The 16,944-nt window shown below is 72.2% G+C and carries 13 protein-coding genes and 1 pseudogene; 9 read left to right on the forward strand and 5 right to left on the reverse strand.

Annotated features, from left to right (window positions below):
• The first annotated feature begins 25 nt into the window (after nt 1-25).
• From ligD to WA788_RS32615, 3 genes are all read left to right on the forward strand, one after another.
• Nucleotides 26-940 carry a non-homologous end-joining DNA ligase gene (gene ligD, locus WA788_RS32605; RefSeq protein WP_335983721.1) on the forward strand — a complete coding sequence of 305 codons (915 nt, stop codon included), beginning with the start codon at nt 26-28 and terminating at the stop codon, nt 938-940.
• A 62-nt stretch (nt 941-1,002) separates the two neighbouring features.
• Complete coding sequence (locus tag WA788_RS32610; RefSeq protein ID WP_335983722.1) at nt 1,003-1,995, forward strand: TIGR03557 family F420-dependent LLM class oxidoreductase; 993 nt, start codon at nt 1,003-1,005, stop codon at nt 1,993-1,995.
• 31 nt (nt 1,996-2,026) lie between these two features.
• Nucleotides 2,027-2,500: a DUF5709 domain-containing protein gene (locus tag WA788_RS32615; protein ID WP_335983724.1), complete on the forward strand. Its 474-nt coding sequence runs from the start codon at nt 2,027-2,029 to the stop codon at nt 2,498-2,500.
• A 61-nt stretch (nt 2,501-2,561) separates the two neighbouring features.
• Here the strand turns inward: WA788_RS32615 and WA788_RS32620 are convergent, their stop codons facing one another.
• From WA788_RS32620 to WA788_RS32630, 3 genes are all read right to left on the reverse strand, one after another.
• Nucleotides 2,562-3,563, reverse strand: coding sequence for a LacI family DNA-binding transcriptional regulator (locus WA788_RS32620; RefSeq protein ID WP_335983741.1), 1,002 nt, complete (start codon nt 3,561-3,563; stop codon nt 2,562-2,564).
• Nucleotides 3,564-3,637: 74 nt separating this feature from the next.
• Nucleotides 3,638-4,675 (reverse strand): ROK family protein, encoded by a 1,038-nt coding sequence (locus WA788_RS32625; protein WP_335983726.1) that lies wholly within the window; start codon nt 4,673-4,675, stop codon nt 3,638-3,640.
• Nucleotides 4,672-6,471, reverse strand: a complete 1,800-nt coding sequence (locus tag WA788_RS32630) for a class I mannose-6-phosphate isomerase (RefSeq protein WP_335983727.1) — start codon at nt 6,469-6,471, stop codon at nt 4,672-4,674. Before WA788_RS32630 ends, WA788_RS32625 begins: the two co-directional genes overlap by 4 nt.
• 257 nt (nt 6,472-6,728) lie before the next feature.
• Between WA788_RS32630 and WA788_RS32635 the strand changes: the two genes are divergently transcribed.
• The 5 genes from WA788_RS32635 to WA788_RS32655 all read left to right on the forward strand — a co-directional run bounded on the left by WA788_RS32635 (nt 6,729) and on the right by WA788_RS32655 (nt 14,329).
• Entirely contained in the window at nt 6,729-8,066 is a 1,338-nt protein-coding gene (locus tag WA788_RS32635; RefSeq protein ID WP_335983729.1) for an ABC transporter substrate-binding protein, read from the forward strand.
• Nucleotides 8,063-9,016, forward strand: a complete 954-nt coding sequence (locus WA788_RS32640; protein WP_335983731.1) for a carbohydrate ABC transporter permease — start codon at nt 8,063-8,065, stop codon at nt 9,014-9,016. The genes WA788_RS32635 and WA788_RS32640 overlap by 4 nt, the downstream gene beginning before the upstream one ends.
• A gap of 1 nt (nt 9,017) precedes the next feature.
• A complete protein-coding gene (locus tag WA788_RS32645; protein ID WP_335983733.1) occupies nt 9,018-9,827 on the forward strand; it encodes a carbohydrate ABC transporter permease in 810 nt (269 codons plus the stop codon).
• A gap of 14 nt (nt 9,828-9,841) precedes the next feature.
• Nucleotides 9,842-11,068, forward strand: coding sequence for a glycoside hydrolase family 76 protein (locus WA788_RS32650; protein ID WP_335983735.1), 1,227 nt, complete (start codon nt 9,842-9,844; stop codon nt 11,066-11,068).
• A 123-nt stretch (nt 11,069-11,191) separates the two neighbouring features.
• Nucleotides 11,192-14,329, forward strand: coding sequence for an alpha-mannosidase (locus tag WA788_RS32655; protein ID WP_335983736.1), 3,138 nt, complete (start codon nt 11,192-11,194; stop codon nt 14,327-14,329).
• A 64-nt stretch (nt 14,330-14,393) separates the two neighbouring features.
• Here the strand turns inward: WA788_RS32655 and WA788_RS32660 are convergent, their stop codons facing one another.
• Entirely contained in the window at nt 14,394-15,182 is a 789-nt protein-coding gene (locus WA788_RS32660) for a ricin-type beta-trefoil lectin domain protein (RefSeq protein ID WP_335983743.1), read from the reverse strand.
• Between the two features lie 28 nt (nt 15,183-15,210).
• Nucleotides 15,211-16,428, reverse strand: a complete 1,218-nt coding sequence (locus tag WA788_RS32665; RefSeq protein ID WP_335983745.1) for an RNA-guided endonuclease InsQ/TnpB family protein — start codon at nt 16,426-16,428, stop codon at nt 15,211-15,213.
• A 26-nt stretch (nt 16,429-16,454) separates the two neighbouring features.
• Here WA788_RS32665 and tnpA point away from each other — a divergent pair.
• Nucleotides 16,455-16,865 (forward strand): annotated as a pseudogene (gene tnpA / locus WA788_RS32670) (IS200/IS605 family transposase); the annotation flags it as partial.
• Nucleotides 16,866-16,944 lie beyond the last annotated feature (79 nt).

The following is a 16,944-nucleotide window of genomic DNA, read 5'->3' on the forward strand; positions in this document are numbered from 1 at the left end:
AGCGCCGACGGAGGTGGCACGAGCGATGAGTTCCGAGACGGTGCTGCGCGCCGGCGGGCGCACCGTGCGTATCGGCCGCGCCGACAAACCGCTCTTCCCCGACGACGGGCTGACCAAGGCCGACCTCGCCCGCTACTACCACGCCGTCGCCCCGCGGCTGCTGCCCCACGTCCGCGGCCGCCCGCTGATGCTCGAACGGCACCCCGACGGCATCGGCAGCGGGTCCTTCATGCAGAAGGACGTGCCGCAGCACTTCCCCGACTGGGTGCACCGCACGACCGTGCCCAAGGAGGGCGGCACCGTCACCCACGCGGTCTGCGACGACACCGCGACCCTGCTGTACCTGGCCGGCCAGGCCACCATCACCCCGCACCGCTGGCTGAGCCGGGCCGACCGCCCGTACTGCCCCGACCGCCTCGTCTTCGACCTCGATCCGCCCAGGGACGACTTCGTCCCCGTACGGGAAGCCGCGCGCCTGCTGCGAGGCCTGCTGGACGAGCTGCGGCTCCCGTGCGCCGTGATGACCACCGGCTCGCGGGGCCTGCACGTCCTGGTGCCCCTGGACCGCCGCGCCCACGCCGACGACGTGCTCGCCTTCGCCCGCGACGCGGCCGACGTGCTCGCGGACCGCCATCCCGGCGAACTCACCACCCAGCCGAGGAAGCAGGCCCGGCGCGGCCGGCTCTACCTCGACGTCCAGCGCAACGGCTACGCCCAGACCGCCGTGGCCCCGTACGCCGTGCGCGCCCTTGCCGGTGCCCCGCTCGCCATGCCGCTGACCTGGAGCGAGGTGGACGACCCGGCCACCACGGCGAGGCGCTGGACCCTCGCCGGCATCGACGAGCGCCTGGCGCGGCCCGACCCCTGGAAGGACCCGGCGCTGACCCGCGGCCGCTCCCTCGCCGCCGCCCGGCGAAGACTCGACCGCCTGCGCGACTGAGCGCCCCCGCCCTTCCCGTTCAGGCGAGTCGGCGCGGAAGGACACCAACAGAGAGGACTGTCATGACCGCGTACGGATACTTCCTCTCCTCGGAGGAGTTCGCGCCCCACGACCTGCTGGAGCAGGCGCGGATGGCCGAGCAGGCCGGGTTCGAGGCGCTGGCGATCTCCGACCACTTCCACCCGTGGAACGACGAGCAGGGCCAGGGCTCCTTCGTCTGGTCGGTGATCGGCGCCCTGTCCCAGGTCACCTCCCTGCCGATCACCACCCTCGTGACCTGCCCGACCGTCCGGCTGCACCCCGCGATCAACGCGCAGGCCGCGGCCACTGCGGCCGTCCTGACCGGGGGGCGCTTCCGGTTCGGGATCGGCAGTGGCGAGGCGCTCAACGAGCACATCCTCGGCGACACCTGGCCCGAGGCCGCCGAGCGGCTGGAGATGCTCGAGGAAGCCGTACAGGTCATCAGGAAGCTGTCGGCCGGGGAGCGGGTCACCCATCACGGCACCCACTACACGGTGCAGAACGCACGGCTCTACACGGTGCCCGAGCAGCCCGCGCCGCTGTACGTGTCGGGGTTCGGCCCGCAGGCCGCGGCGCTGGCCGGGCGGATCGGGGACGGCTTCGTCACGATGGCGCCCGACGCGGACCTGGTGGAGCAGTTCCGCCGGGCCGGGGGCGGGTCCAAGCCCGTCGTCGGAGGGGTGAAGGTCTGCTGGGACACCGACCGCGAGCGCGCCGTGCGCACCGTGCACCGGCTGTGGCCGAACGAGCAGCTGCCCGGCGAGCTGCCGCAGATCCTGCCCACCCCGGAGCACTTCCGGCAGGCGAGCACGCTGGTCACCGAGGACATGATCGCCGACGCGGTGACCTGCGGCGACGATGCCGACGCCCACGCCGCCACCGCCCGGTCCTACGCCGACGCCGGGTTCGACGAGGTCTACGTCAACCAGATCGGCCCCGACCAGCGGCAGTTCTTCGACTTCTACCGCACCGAGGTGCTGCCCCGCCTGCGCGAGGGCGGCTCCGGCCGCGGCCCCGCGGGCACCCCCGCCTGACCCGATCGCCCACCGACCAGGAGGGACGGAAATGAGCGACGAAGCACGCGGAGACGACGTCTACCAGCCCACCGACGACAACGAGGAGCAGCAGGACGCGGCGCCGCTGGACATGGAGGACGCCGTCGGCGAGGACGACTACGACGAGGTGCTCGACAAGGGCTGGTCGCCGCCGGAACGCCCCCTCGCGGTGGAGGGTGCCGGGACGACCGCCCGGGAGCAGCGCGAGGGGGAGAGCCTCGACGAGCGGCTCGCCGAGGAGGTGCCCGACACGGCCGGGGACCCCGACGGCGGCTTGGGCGACAGCCCGGACGGCGCCGGTGAACCGGTCGATCCGCAGGCGGGCGCGGAGCGCGCCGGACGCCTGCGGTCACCGGGCCAGGGCGCCGAGCGGCCCGTCGACGACGACACCGTCGCCGAGGACGTCGGTATCGACGGCGGCGCCGCCAGCGCGGAGGAGGCCGCCGTGCACCGGGTGGACGACCCCGGCACCGACCGGATGTGACCGGGGGTCAGCCGGGGCGCGGTGTCCCGGGCGGCAGCCGAGTCGGCGCGGCGCCGAGTGGTCAGCGGCCCGGCGCCGGGGCCTGTTCGGCGTCGTGGGCCGTGACCGTGGTGGGGATGACGACGCGGCGGGGCGGCAGGGTCGCCGGCGCGTCGGACGCGAGGCGTTCGGCGAGCAGATGGGCGGCGCGCCGGCCGATCTCGTTCGGGTCGTAGTCGACCACCAGGACCGGCACGCTGAGCAGGTCGGCCAGGTCGAAGTTGTCGAAGCCGGCCAGCGTCGCGCGCATCCCGCGGACACGCAGCGCCCGGTACGCGCCGATGGTGTTGCGGTTGTTCGTGCAGAACATCGCGGTGGGCGGTGCCGGCAGCGCGAGCAGTTCGGTCGCGGCCTGTTCGGCGGAGGCCAGGTCGTCCTGGTCGCGCTTGGCCAGCGCGGTGTCCGGGTCCACGCCGGCCTCCAGCAGCGCGGCGCAGTAGCCCCGGTAGCGCTCGGAGCCGGTGTACACCGAAGGCGGGTTGCCGAGGAACCCGATCCTGCGGTGGCCGGCGGCCAGCAGCCGGCTGGTCGCCGCGTAGGCGCCGCCGAAGTCGTCGACCAGGACGCAGTCGGCCTCGAAGCCGGTGGGCGGCCGGGCGACCGTCACCACGGGCAGGCCCGATGGGAGTTCCTCGGCCAGGTAGGACTGGTCCACGCCGGCCGGCACGAGGATGATGCCGTCGACCCTGCGTGCGGACAGGTCGCGGACGGCCTCGCGTTCGCGCGCCGCGTCGCCGTCGGTGTTGGTGATCATCACCCGCAGGCCGTCGCCGGCGACGGCCGCCTCGATGCCGAGGGCGAGGTGGGCGTAGAACGGGTTCGCCAGGTTGGTGACGATCAGCCCGATGGTGCCGGTGCGCCGGCCGTGGCGGAAGTTGCGGGCCAACGCGTTGGGGCGGTAGCCGAGTTCGCGGACCGCGGCCTCGACCCGGGCCCGTTTGTCCTCCGACACCCCGGTGTCGCCGCGCAGCACCCGGGACACGGTCATCGCGCTGACGTCGGCCAGTGTGGCGACCTGCTTCATGGTGGGCTGTGCGGCGGTGAGCGGCGCGCGTGGCACGTCTGTCTCCCTCCCTGATCGTTCAACTGAGAATAGTGTCAACGCTCGTGGTCTTCCGTTCCGCGCACGGACCGGCATGTGTCCGCGCGCGAACCGGCACCGCGGTCGGCGTCCACGTGCGGCCCGGCACCGCGACCGGCGTCCGCGCGCGGCCCGGCGACGTACCAGGCCGCACCCACCAAAGCCGCCTCCTGCACGTGCTCCGCCCGCACCGGCCGCGGCGATTGCGCGCCCCCGGCGAGCAGGCCCGCCGTCAGCGCCGGTCCGATCAGGTCCCACGAACCGGTCATGGAACCGCCGATGACGAGCGCGCCCGCCTCGAAGCGGCGCACCCAGACCCCCAGCACCCGCCCGAGCGCGCCGAAGGCGTCCGTGAGCACCCGCAGGGCGGCGACCTCGCCGCCCCTCGCCGCCGCGGCGATCTCCCGGACGTCCCACTGCCGCCCCGTCGCGCCGGCGTAGGCGGCGGTCAGAGCACGGCGGGAGACGGTGTCCTCCAGCGGGCGGCCGTCGTGCACCAGCAGGTCGACCCGCCCCTGCGGCGGCACGCCGGGCCCTTCGGTGACGGCGGCGCCGTCCGCGAGGAAGGCGGAGCCGACCCCGGTGCCGAGGGTGATGCCGACGACCCGGTCATGGCCGCGCGCGGCGCCCTCGGCCCGCTCCCCGTAGGCGAACGCCCAGGCGTCGTTGAGGAAGGCCACGTCCGTGCAGGACGGCAGGCCCGCCCGCAGCGCGGCGCCGAGGTCCAGCCCGTCGAGCGCTTCGAACTTTCCGACGCCGTGGTAGCGGGCGATCCCCCGGGCGTAGTCGAACGGCCCCGGGAGCGCGACCGCCCAGCGGGCCGGGCCCACCGGCCCCAGCTCGCGACCGGCCCGCAGCAGGGCCGCGACGACGGCCTCGGCGGTGCCGTGCGCGTCCAGCGGCGCCCGCCGGGTCGCGACCACCTGCGCGGGACCGCCGCCCACGCGCACCAGCGCCGCCGTCACATGGGTGCCGCCGATCTCCAGCAGCGGTACGGTCAGGCACGCCCCCGGCTGCGCCTGCCCGCCGCAGGCTGCCCCCGGCTCCGCGCTCACTTGACGAACGCCTTCACGACGCGGCTGTCCGCCGACCCGAGACCGGTCACGGTGTAGTCCCCGACCGCCGCCGGTATGACCAGCGTCTCGGCGTAGCCGACGCGGTGCTCGTCGCCGGCCCCGGTCCGCACCAGCACGCCGTCCCCCTCGACCACGTTGACCACGTGGAAGCGCCCGTCGGTGGTGTCGGGGGCGGTGGCTCCGGCCCGCACGGCGAGGCGGTGCACCACGAAGAACATCTCCGGAAGCTCCCCCAGGACCTCCTCGGTCCAGCCCTCGCCCTTGCGCAGCGCCCGCGGCGACTGGACGAGGTCGCGGGCGACGGCCCCGCCGGTGCGGTCGGTGTCGAGGTTGCGGAAGGCGTGTTCCACGTGCACGGCCCGCTGCCGGTCCCGCGCGTCCCGGCGCAGCCAGTCGTAGAACCGCAGGGAGTACAGGTAGGGCGTGGCGCTGACCTCCAGGACGACGTTGCCCGCGCCGCTGCCGTGCGGGGTGCCGCCCGGGATGAGGAAGAGCTGATGGGGGGTGGCCGGGAAGGTCTGGACGAACTGCTCGATCGGGAACGCGGTGCCGTGGGCGTCGGCGTCGTGCGCCCGGCGGTGGAACTCGGCCACGTCCGCGTCGCCGCGCAGGCCGAGGAAGACGGTGTTCTGCTCGCTGCCCACCATGAGGTAGTACGTCTCGTGCTGGGTGTAGGGCCAGCCGAACACGTCCTTCATGTACTGCGGTTGCGGGTGGCAGTGGACCGAGAGGTTCCCGCCGTCGACCGTGTCGAGGTAGTCGAAGCGGATCGGGAAGGACGTGCCGAACATGTCGTGCACGCGCTGCCCCAGGAGGAGTTCGGGGTGGAGCGCCACTAGGAGCTGGAACGGCAGCTCGACTTCGGCGGCGGGGGTGTTCGCTGCTGTGCCGGGGTCCGTGCCGAGCTCCGTGCCGGCGTCCGCGCCGCCCCCCGCACCGTCCGCCACCGTGCCGCCCCCCGCACCGTCCGCGTCACCGATGAGGATGCCGGACTCGGGCGCGATCAGCTCGTAGCCCAGCGCGGTGTTCGGCCCCTCGGGGTTGAACCCGAGTCCGCGGCGGGCCCACTGGCCGCCCCACGGCGTGGTGTTGAAGGTCGGCCGGGTCCGGAACGGGCGGCGGACCAGGTGCGCGGCGGTCGCCCGCAGCGTCTCGCCGTCGAGGGAGGCGGGCGCGTCCAGGTCCTGGAGGTCGAGCCAGCGGTCGATCCGGTCGGCCAGCCCGTCCCGGTGCCGGTCCAGGACCGGCCAGTCGACGTAGAACAGGCGGCGGGTTTCCGCCGGGCTGCCGGCCGACCGCTGCCCGAGGTTGGTAACGGTACCGGCCGCGACGGCCGCCTCGGTGTAGCGCTTGGGCAGATCCGCGTACCAGAGGGCGTCGTGCGCGACCAGCGCGGCGCCCGTGCCGTAGACGACCGTGAGGCCCGAGCCGCCGCCGACGGTGGGCAGTTCGGCGAAGAAGTCGGCGAGCGACGCCTGCGACAGGGCGGCGAATTGCGGGTCGTCCGCGAGGACGCCGGCCTCCGTATCCGCCCGGATCTCCTCCCAGGGGGCCAGGTGGTCGCGGATGTCCACGAAGGCCAGGTCGGGGCGGACCGCCGCGAGCGCGCGGCGCACCGCGTCCCAGTCCACGGCCCAGGGTCCGTCCACGGCGAGCACTCCGGCCGCCGCCGGCACCGCGGCCAGGGCCGCCGCCCAGCCGCGCCGGACCGGCGCGCCCACGGCGCCATAGCGGGGGTTCGGCTGGTAGGGCAGAGCACTGCCGTCCTGATGCACGAAGGACACCTTTCCTCATGACGGGTGGCTGTTCGGCGGCGGCTCGCCGCCGCGAGCCACCGCTTCGGTATCGGTACCATAGCGCTTCCCCATGATGCCCCGACAGGGGGCGCAAGGTGAACCGCCTCTCATCAGGCACAGTTTGATTTCTCGCGGATGAACCCTTGCCTCACCATTTTGTTACCGTTACCTTCGGAGCGACCGTGCACCCGGCAGCCGGCCTCCGGCCAGGGCGCACACGACGGAAGGACAGGTCGATGCAACCTGGCCGCGCTGATCACCGGACGCCGCCCGTCGGCTCGCCGCACCCCTCAGACGGTCCTACGCGCCGCCGGCTGCTCGCCGGGCTCGGCGGACTCACCCTCGCCGCGACGCTCACCGCGTGCGCCCGGGGGAGCTCCACCACGAGCGTGCCCGGGGCGGTGAACCTCTACAACGACAACGCCACCTGGTCCGGCGGGTACGAGAAGGCCGGGGCGGTGCTCAAGCGGCTGTGCGGCTTCGACCTGCGTCCGCTCTCGAACGCCTCCACCACCTCCTACCAGGAGGTGGTCCAGACCTCGGTGCAGACCAACCGGGCCGCGGACGTGGTCAAGTGGGCCTCCGGCTACCCGCTGTACTCCCTGGCCCGCTCCGGCGGCCTCAGCGATCTCAGCGGCCTGTGGCGGGACACCGTGCGCCGCGGCTGGGTCTCGTCCGAGCTGGAGCAGGCGGTCAGCTACGAGGGCAAGGTGTACGGCATCCCGCTGTACCAGTCCTCCTACGTCTTCTTCTACGCCAAGAAGGTGTTCACCCGGTACGGCCTGAACGAGCCGTCCACCTGGGCGGAGTTCACGCACAACGCCGAGGTGCTGAAGAAGAACGGTGTGACGCCCTTCCTCGCCACGCAGAACGGGGTCTGGCCGGCCTTCGAGTGGTTCGAGGAACTCGTCAGCAAGCTGGACCCGGACTTCTACACCCGGCTGATCAACGGCCGGGCCGCGTACACCGACGACGTCGCCGTGGAGGCGATGACGATCTGGCGGGACTTCTACGCGAAGGGGTGGATGACCGCCCCGGACTTCGACGGCGCCAACGGCCCCGCGCAGATGAAGGCCGGCAAGCTGGGGATGTTCCTGCACGGCAGCTGGGAGTCGGCCGCGATCGCGGCGGCCGGCCTGAAACCGGGCGTCGACTACGGCGCCTTCATCATGCCCACGGTGCACGCGGGCACCCGGCCGTCGGTCATCGCCGAGTCGGGTGTGTTCGCGGTGCCCAAGCGGGCCGCGGACCACGCGGGCGCCGTCGCCGCGGTCTCCCACTGGCTCGATCCGCGGGTGCAGCGGGTGTGGTCGGACTTCCTCCAGGACAGTTCGGCGAACTCGACGGTGCGCGCGGCCAACCCCGTGATCGAGAAGGTGCAGCAGGACATCGCGCGCAACCGGCGGACGCTGCTGACCCGTTACAACGAGGCCAGCCCGCCCAACCTCATCCAGGGGAACATCCTCGACCTGGGCAATTTCATGATCCATCCCACCGCGGTCCGCTCCACGCTCGCCTCGATGCGCAAGCGCGCGGACTCCGAGTGGGACATCTGGCGGAAGGGCGGCTCATGAGTGTGACGACCGATTCGATCCGGACCGGGCCGGGCCCGCGGTCCGGCGCCCCGGACGCGCCGCCCGGCCGCGGGAAGCGGGCCGGCGCGCCATGGGGCGAGCGGCTCACGGCAGGAGCGTTCCTGCTGCCGGCCGCCCTGCTGGTCGTGGTGGTGCTGCTGGCGCCCTTCTGCTACACGCTCTACCGGAGCTTCTTCAGCGACTACACCCACTCCACCTTCATCGGGTTCGCCAACTACGGCGACTTCCTCTCCGACCCCAACCTGCTGCGGTCGCTGGAGAACACGCTGATGTGGGTGGGCGGCGCGATCGTGCTGCCCACCGGCATGGGCCTGGTGATCGCGCTGCTCACCGACGCCACCCGGTGGAGCCGCGCCGCGCGGCTGGCCGTGACCATCCCGTACGCGATCTCCGGCTCGGCCGTGGCCGTGGTGTGGAACTTCATGCTCACCAGCGACGGAGCGGTGAACAGCGCGCTGCGCGGGCTGCACCTCGGTGGTCTCGCGGGCAACTGGCTGCTCGAATGGCCCGGCAACACCGTGGTGATGATCATCGCCAGTTCCTGGCAGGCCACCGGGGTCGCGGTGATCCTCTTCATGGTCGGCCTCCAGGGCATCCCGCCGGAGACCGTGGAGGCCGCGGCACTGGACGGCGCGGGTCCCTGGGCGCGGTTCCGCCATGTCGTCCTGCCGCAGCTGCGGCCGGTCACGATCATCGTGATCGGCATGAGCCTGGTCAACGGCCTGAAGGCGTTCGACCTGATCTTCGTCCTCACCCAGGGCGGCCCCGGCCGGGCCACCGAGACGCTCGCGGTGTCCATGTACCAGGAGACCTTCCTGTTCCTGCGGCCCGGCGCCGGTGCGGCCATCGCGGTGCTGCTGACCGTCGTCGTGCTGATCGCGTCGTGGACCTACCTGCGTCGCCAGCTGCCCTCTTCGAGCAAGGTGTGACATGAGCAGAATCGTCCGTAACTGTGTCGTCGTGCTGGTGGCCCTGTTGTGGTTCGTGCCCACCTACCTGCTCCTGGTCAACGGCCTGACGTCCGTGTCGCACTACACCGGCAGCCCGCGCTGGTTCCCCAACAGCTTCGGCCTGTTCGCCAACGTCCGCTCCGCCTGGAAACTCGCCGACCTCGGCCCCGCGATGGCCAACAGCCTGTACTACGCGGCGGTCAGCTCGGCCGCCGCGGTCCTGCTGGCCTCACTCGCCGCGTTCGCGGCGGCCGTCATGCCGGTACGGCGGCGCACGCTGTGGTTCTGGCTCATCTACACCGGCACCCTGCTGCCCCTCCAGGTCTTCCTGCGGCCCCTGTTCCTCGCCTACGCGAACACCGGCCTGTACGACACCCAGATCGGCATGGTCGTCATCTACGTCGCCATCGCGATCCCGTTCGCCTTCTTCGTGCTGCGCAACTTCGCCGCCGGCCTGCCGCCCGAGGTGATCGAGGCGGCCCGCCTGGACGGCGCCTCGTGGTGGCGGCTGTTCCGGAGCATCTACCTGCCGCTGTCGAGGTCCGCGATGGTCGCCGCGTTCGTCTTCCAATTCGTCGCCGTCTGGAACGACCTGCTCTTCGGCATCACCCTGGCCACCAGCCGCAACATCCGGCCGGTGATGGCCGCTCTCGCCGACCTCCAGGGCAACTACTCCAACGTGGGCCCGCCGGTGGTACTGGCCGGCGCCCTGGTGGTGTCGCTGCCGACGGTGGTCCTCTTCTTCGCCTCCCAGCGGTTCTTCGTCTCCAGCCTCAAGCTGAACGTCTGACAAGGGGTACTCCCATGGGAAGTCCACGTGCCATCCGCCGTACCGGCCTGCTGCTGACGGTGCTGGCCACCACGGCGACCGGGTTCCTCGCCGCCCCGGCCGCCACCGCAGCCCCCGCCGCCGACCACGGCACCGCCCGGCCGCAGACCGACTGGGCCGCCCGCGCGCAGGCGAGCTACACCGCCCTCCAACGCGACCTGTACCTCGGCCCCGCGGGCCACGGCCTCTACCGCGAGTCCACCCCCGCGTCGGCGGGCGCCAACCCGTACTCCTACCTCTGGGAGTTCCGCGAGGCCACGCAGGCGACCCTCTACGTGGCGAACATCCCGCACCCGTCCGGCGCCACCGAAACCGACGTGGCCGACCGGTTCGCCGCGCTCGCCCAGTACGCCTCCACCGACCCCGCCCACCCCGGCTACGACTCCTACCTGCCCGCCCCCCTCGGCACCGGCGGCGACCTCTTCTTCGACGACAACGCTGTCGTCGGCCTGTCGTTCCTCACGCAGTACCGCGCGAAGGGCGACCCCGCCATGCTGGCCGGGGCCCGCGCCGCCTTCGCCACCGACACCCGGGCGTGGGACGAGGACACCACCAAGGCGTGCCCCGGCGGCATGCACTGGGTGGAGACCGACGCCAACACCATCCGCGCCGCCAACGTCACGGGCCTGGCCGCCCAACTCGCCGCCGGGCTCTACCAGATCACCCACCAGCCGTCCTATCTCGACTGGGCGCGGCGCGCGTACGACTGGAACCGCCAGTGCCTGCGGCAGTCCGCCGGCCTCTACCAGAACGACCGGGCCGACGACGGCAGCGTCGACACCACGCTGTGGAGCTACAACTCCGGCGCGATGATCGGCACCGCCACCGAGCTGTACCGGGCCACCGGCGAGCGCGCCTACCTCGACCAGGCGGTCCAGGACGCCGACGGCGCGCTGGCCTACTGGACCGCGGACGACCGCCTCTACCAGCAGCCGGCCGTCTTCAACTCGTTCCTCTTCCAGGACCTGCTGCTGCTGGACTCCCAGCACCACGACCCGCGCTACCGGGCGGTCCTGAGCGCGTACGCCGACCGGCTGTGGGCCGACAACCGCGACCCGGCCACCGGCCTGTTCCGCTTCCAGGCCGGCAACGGCGGCGCACCCGACCCGGCCCAGCCGGTCGGCACGCTCAACCAGGCCGCGGCGGTGCAGCTCTTCTCCCTGCTGGCGTGGAGCCCGAAGGACTACGACCGCACCAGCTGAACGACCGCGCCCGGCCGGCCCGTCGCTGACCTGTTGTCGGCCGGGTCCCCGTCGGACCCGCCGCAGCCCCCACCGCCGCCCCGCCTCCCGATCACGACCCGCCGCCGCAGAAAGCACTCTCCGATGACCGACCGCCACACCCGCCCCTCCTGGTGGGACTCCACGATCGCCCGCGACCTGCTGCGGGAGCGTGCCGTCGCCCACGAACACCGGCAGGAGCACCAGCACGGCGCCATGACCGTCCGGCTCTCCCCGGAGCCCCTGCTGCGCCGCGGCCCCGGGGAGGGGCTGAGGCAGTCGGTGCGTGTCGACGTCGAGCCGGCCCTGCCGCGGCCGATCAGCTCCGCGTCCGTCCGGACCGCCGGGGGCGCCGCGACCGACTGCGAGGTGATCGCGGGTCCGGCCGGCTCGGTGCGGGTGCTCGTGCCTGAGGTCGCACAGGAAACCGACGTCGCACTCGACCTGCCGGAACTCGGCCTGCCCGGCCCGCTCGCCCTCCGGCTGAGGCCGCAGCGGCACTGGACCGTCCACCTGGTGCAGCACGCCCACCTGGACATCGGCTACACCGATCCGCAGGGCACGGTGCTGGCGGAGGGCCGCGCGGCCCTGGACACCTGCCTGGAGCTGATCCGGGCCACCGACGACTGGCCGCCGGAGGCGCGCTACCGCTGGTCGGTGGAGGGGCTCAGCACCTTCACCGACTGGGTGGCGCACCGGCCGGCCGCGCGCGTCGAGGAGTTCGTCCGCCGGGTCCGCGAGGGCCGGATCGAGCTGACCGCCCTGCCGTTCAACCTGCACAGCGAGACCTGCTCGGTGGACGAACTGCACGAGCTCCTCCGCGACGCCGTCGAGGTCCGCGACACCTACGGCGTGCCGCTGACCACCGCCATGCAGACCGACGTGCCCGGCCAGGTGGTCGGGCTCCAGGACGCGCTGGCCGCGCACGGCGTGCGCCGGCTGTCCGTCGCGCACAACTGGGCGGGCCGGGCCGCGCCGCACCTGGTGGGCGGCGCCCGGCTGCCGCGGCTGTTCCGCTGGCGCACCGCGGACGGGGAATCGGTCCTGGTGTGGCGGACCGACACCCCGCACGGCCTGGCGTACATGGAGGGGTCGATCATCGGCTTCGACGAGTCGCACGCCGCCGTCGACGACCTGCTCCCGGCCTATCTGACCGCGCTGGCCGGCCACGCGGTGCCGCACCAGGGCAAGGGCGTCCCCGGCTACCCGATCCTCGACGCCGCCTACGAGGCCGACCCCTACCCGTGGGACATCCTGCACCTGCGGGTGCTGGGCACCTTCGCCGACAACGGCCCGCCGCGCCTGGTGGCCGCCGAGACCGTGCGCCGCTGGAACGAGGACTGGGCCTACCCCATCTTGCGGATCTCCCGGCACGAGGACTTCTTCGACGACGCCGAACAGCGCCTCGGCGACCGGCTGGAGACCTTCGAGGGCGACTGGTCGGACTGGTGGGTGGACGGAGTCGGCGCGGGCGCCGCACCGCTGGCGATGAACCGCGCCGCCCAGTCCGCGCTCGCCGACGCCCGGACCCTGGACGCCCTCGCCGACCTGCGCGGGGCGGCGGGCACCGCGGCCGGGACCCGGGACACCGGCACGGTGTACCGCGCCGTGTCCCTCTTCAACGAGCACACCTGGGGAGCCGGCGACCCGTGGACGTATGGCTGCCAGGGCCACGGCTCCGGTGAGCAGCAGTGGCATTGGAAGTACGGCCAGGCGGTACGGGCCCACGACGGCGCGCTGGCGCTGCTGGAGCGGGCCGCGCACCGGCTGGCGGACACGCTGCCCCAGCAGCCCGGCGCGCGGGCGAGCTTCCATGTCGTCAACACCCGCAGCCGGATACGTACCGACGTCGTGCGCTTCTTCGTCCCCGAGAGCGTGCTGCCGCTGGACGTGCCCGCCGAAGTGACCGACGGCCGGACCGGATCGGCGCTGCCGGTCGCCGAGGAGGCGCAGACCAACCCGCTGCACCGGTCGGCCGGCCGCTTCCTCCATGTGACCGTCACGGACGTACCGTCGCTGGGGACGGTGCGGCTCGACGTCCACGCCGCGGGCGCCGCGGGCGCCGTGGGGGAGCCGGCGGACGGGGCGCGGGCCGGTGTGCCGGTGCCGGACACCGTGCTCGAGAACGAGTTCCTGACCGTCCGCGTCGACCTGCGCGGCAACCGCGTCGCGTCGATCACGGACAAGTCCACGGGCGCCGAACTCGTCGACCCCGACGCGGTGTTCGGCTTCAACGGGTACGTCTACGACCGGTACGCGACGGCCGGAGGCTTCAACCACCAGTCGAGCAAGACGGTCGCCGACGACTCCATGCACCTCCTGGCCGGGCGCGACGTCGCCCCGCCCGCGGTGCTGGTGGAACGGACCTCCTCAGCGGTGGCCGAGACCCTGGTCTACGAGTGCGTCCCGCCGGGCGGCGCGAAACTCCGCACGACGCTGACCCTGGCCCACGGCGTGCCCCGGCTCGACATCGCCAACCACCTGGCCAAGCCGGCCACCATGACCAAGGAGAGCGCCTTCTTCGCGTTCCCCTTCGCCCTGACCGACCCGGTGGTCCGGATGGAGAGCAGCGGCGGCACCGTGGGAACGGACCTGCCGCTGGTCCCCGGGTCGGCGCGGCACATGCGGGCGATCCGCCGCTGGGTGTCCCTGGCCCAGGGCGGGACCGCCGTCGGCTGGGCCACCCACGACGCGCCCCTGGTGCAGCACGGCAACATCGCCATCCCCTACGTGCCCTATCCGCCGTCGGTGCCCGGCCAGGAGCCCGGCACCCTGTACTCCTGGGTGCACAACAACATCTGGGACACCAACTTCCCCAGCAGCCAGGCGTTCGAGCAGACCTTCCGCTACAGCGTCTCCGTACGCGGCGGTGCTCCTGAGGAACCGCCGGCGGCGCTCGGCACGCGCGCCGCCGACCCCGGCCACCCCCTGCACGCGATCAGGGCGCAGGGCGCCGGGTCCGGCGGCGGGCCGCGAAGCTCCGTCCTCACGGTGGAGCAGCCCGAGGTGCGTGTCGTCGGCCTGCTGCCCCAGGAGGAGGGGGCCTTCACGGTCCGCTTGCAGTCGTTCGCCGACGAGGAGGTCGCGGCGGAGATCCGTCTCCATGTGCCGTTCACCGAGGCGTTCGCCTGCTCCTACCTCGGGGCGGACCCCACTCCGCTGCCTTCCGGGCCGGCCGGAAGCCTGCGCGTCACGCTCCCGGCCCGCGGAACGGCGGCCCTGCTGATCCGTACCGCCCGCTGACCCCGCCCTCCGCAGGCGCCGGGCACTGCGGCCCGGCGCCGCGGGGTCCGGCGCGGCGCGCAGGTCAGCCGAGGGTCCACTGCTGGTTGTTGCCGCCGTTGCAGGTCCACAGTTCGAGGCCGGAGCCGTTGGGGTTGCTTTCGCCGGTGACGTCGAGGCACAGGCCGGACTGGACGCCGGTGAAGGTGCCGTCGCTGTTCTTGTTCCACTGCTGGTTGGTCTGCCCGTTGCAGTCGTACAACTCCACCGGGGTGCCGGCGGCGGTCTGGTTGTCGTAGGCGTCGAAGCACTTGCCTTCCAGGACCAGCGTCCTGGACGACGTGGTGTAGACGACGTTCTGGTTGGGGGCGCCGTTGCAGTCCCAGACCGCGAGCTGGGTGGTGTTGTAGGTGGTGCCCTGGGGGGTGTCGACGCAGCGGCCGGAGAGCTTGCTGACCATCTTCGCGCCGATGGTGCCGTGGCCGGCGGCCGGGGTGACCTTCAGCAGGCGGGAGCCGTGGCTGGGCAGGGAGGCGGTGAAGGAGTTGGTGGAGGAGCCGAGGTCGGACCAGTTGGCCGTGACGTTGGCGGTGGCGCCGGACAGGTTGAACAGGCCGACGGCGAGGACCTCGTCGTTGGTGAGCAGGGACAGGTCGGTGGCGTCCATGTGGGTCAGGTCGGTGCCCAGGACCAGGGGGGCCGCGGAGATGGACCACAAGGTCATCTCGGTGCGGCGTTCGTCCACGGTCAGGCCGTCGCTGGAGCCGTTGCCGATGTCCACGGAGTCCGGGTCGCCCCAGCCGCCGGGGCTGTCGTAGGCGACCCAGGCGGGCAGGTCGTTGAAGCGCTGGGAGACGTTGTTCCAGTTGGTCAGGGTGCTGCATTGACTTCCGTTCCCCGGGCTAGAGCCCGGGGATTCCTACCACGGTCGACTGACCGTCTCGGTGGGTTCCTGCTTCACCGCGCTGGGCCGGTACGCGTACCGGTCTTACCTGCGCTCCACAGGCTGACACCGCCAGTCCGGCGGCCTTGGCGACGTTGACCGCCGCGTTGATGTCCCGGTCGAGGACAGCCCCGCAAGCCCCGCATTCCCACACGCGAATGTGCAGGGGTTTGGGGCCGTCCTTGACGCCACACTGCGAGCAGACCTGGGAGGTCGGCTCGAACCGTCCGATGCGCAGGAAGCTACGGCCGAACTTCGCAGCCTTGTACTCCAGCATCGCCACGAACGCGGACCACCCCGCGTCGTGGACGGACTTGGCCAGGCGCGTACGGGCGAGCCCCTTCACCGCCAGGTCCTCAACGGCAATCGCTTGGTTGTCGCGAATGATCCTCGTTGAGAGCCGGTGGTGGAACTCGCGCCGTGCGTCGGCCACCCGCGCGTGAGCGCGAGCGACCTTGATGCGAGCCTTGTCCCTGTTCTTCGCTCCCTTGGCCTTGCGGGACAGGCGGCGCTGTTCCCTCTTGAGTTTCTTCTCAGCCCGGCGCAGGAAGCGCGGGGCGGCGATCTTCGTGCCGTCGGAGAGGACCGCGAAGTGCCCCAGGCCCAGGTCGATGCCGACGGCGGCTGCCACGTCGGGCAGCGTCTCGGGGCCGGTCTCCACGACGAAGGACGCGAAGTATCTCCCGGCAGCGTCTTTGATCACGGTCACCGTGGACGGCACGGAGGGGAGGTTGCGGGACCACGTGACCCGCACGTTGCCGATCTTCGGCAAGGACAGGTCCCCGCCGGTCGTGATCTTCCATCGGGCGTTCGCGGTGAACCGTACGGCCTGCCGGTTGTCCTTGCGGGATTTGAACCGGGGCGCTCCCATGCGCGGGCGCTTGCCCTTGAGGCCGTCGAAGAAGTTCCGGTACGCGGTGTCCAGGTCCCGGAGGGACTGCTGGAGGACGACGGCGGACACCTCGCCGAGCCATGCGCGCTCTTCGGTGAGCTTGGCCTCGGTGATCAGCAGTCTGGACAGGTCCCCGGTCTTCGGGAACGCCTCGCCTGCGCTGCGGGCGGTCTCACGGGCGCGAAGCGCATCGTTGTAGACCACCCGCGCACACCCGAACGCCCTGGCTAACGCTGAGCGCTGAGGACCATTCGGATACAGACGGAAGCTGTATCTCAACTGCATATCGATCATCCTACTCCAGTTGGTTTATGGCCGATTATCAGAACATCCGTACTGGCCGACACTGTGCCTTCGTTCTTCACGTCCACTTGGTTTTCGTGACGAAGTACCGGCACAAGGTCTTCAAGGACGCCCACCTGACGCGCATGGAAGAGATCATGCGGGCCGTCTGCGCCGAGTTCGCATGCGAGCCGGTCGAGTTCAACGGCGAGAACAACCACGTCCACCCGCTCGTGAACTTCCCGCCGAAAGTTGCCCTGTCCAAGCTGGTCAACAGCCTCAAGGGCGTCAGTTCCCGCAGGCTCCGCCAGGAGTATCCGGAACTGGTCCGACACTACCGGCGGGCACAGAGGCTGTGGTCCGGCTCGTACTTCGCCGGGTCGGTCGGCGGGGCTCCACTGTCGATCGTGAAGCAGTACATCGAGCAGCAGAACCGGCCCGTCCGAGCTGAGGCCGACAGTGCGGACCCGTGCGCACAGCGCGAGTCAGAGCACTTCTCAGAATCGCCTCACCACCGGA

The sequence above is a fragment of the Streptomyces sp. CA2R106 genome, from assembly GCF_037034245.1.
Taxonomy (GTDB): Bacteria; Actinomycetota; Actinomycetes; order Streptomycetales; family Streptomycetaceae; genus Actinacidiphila.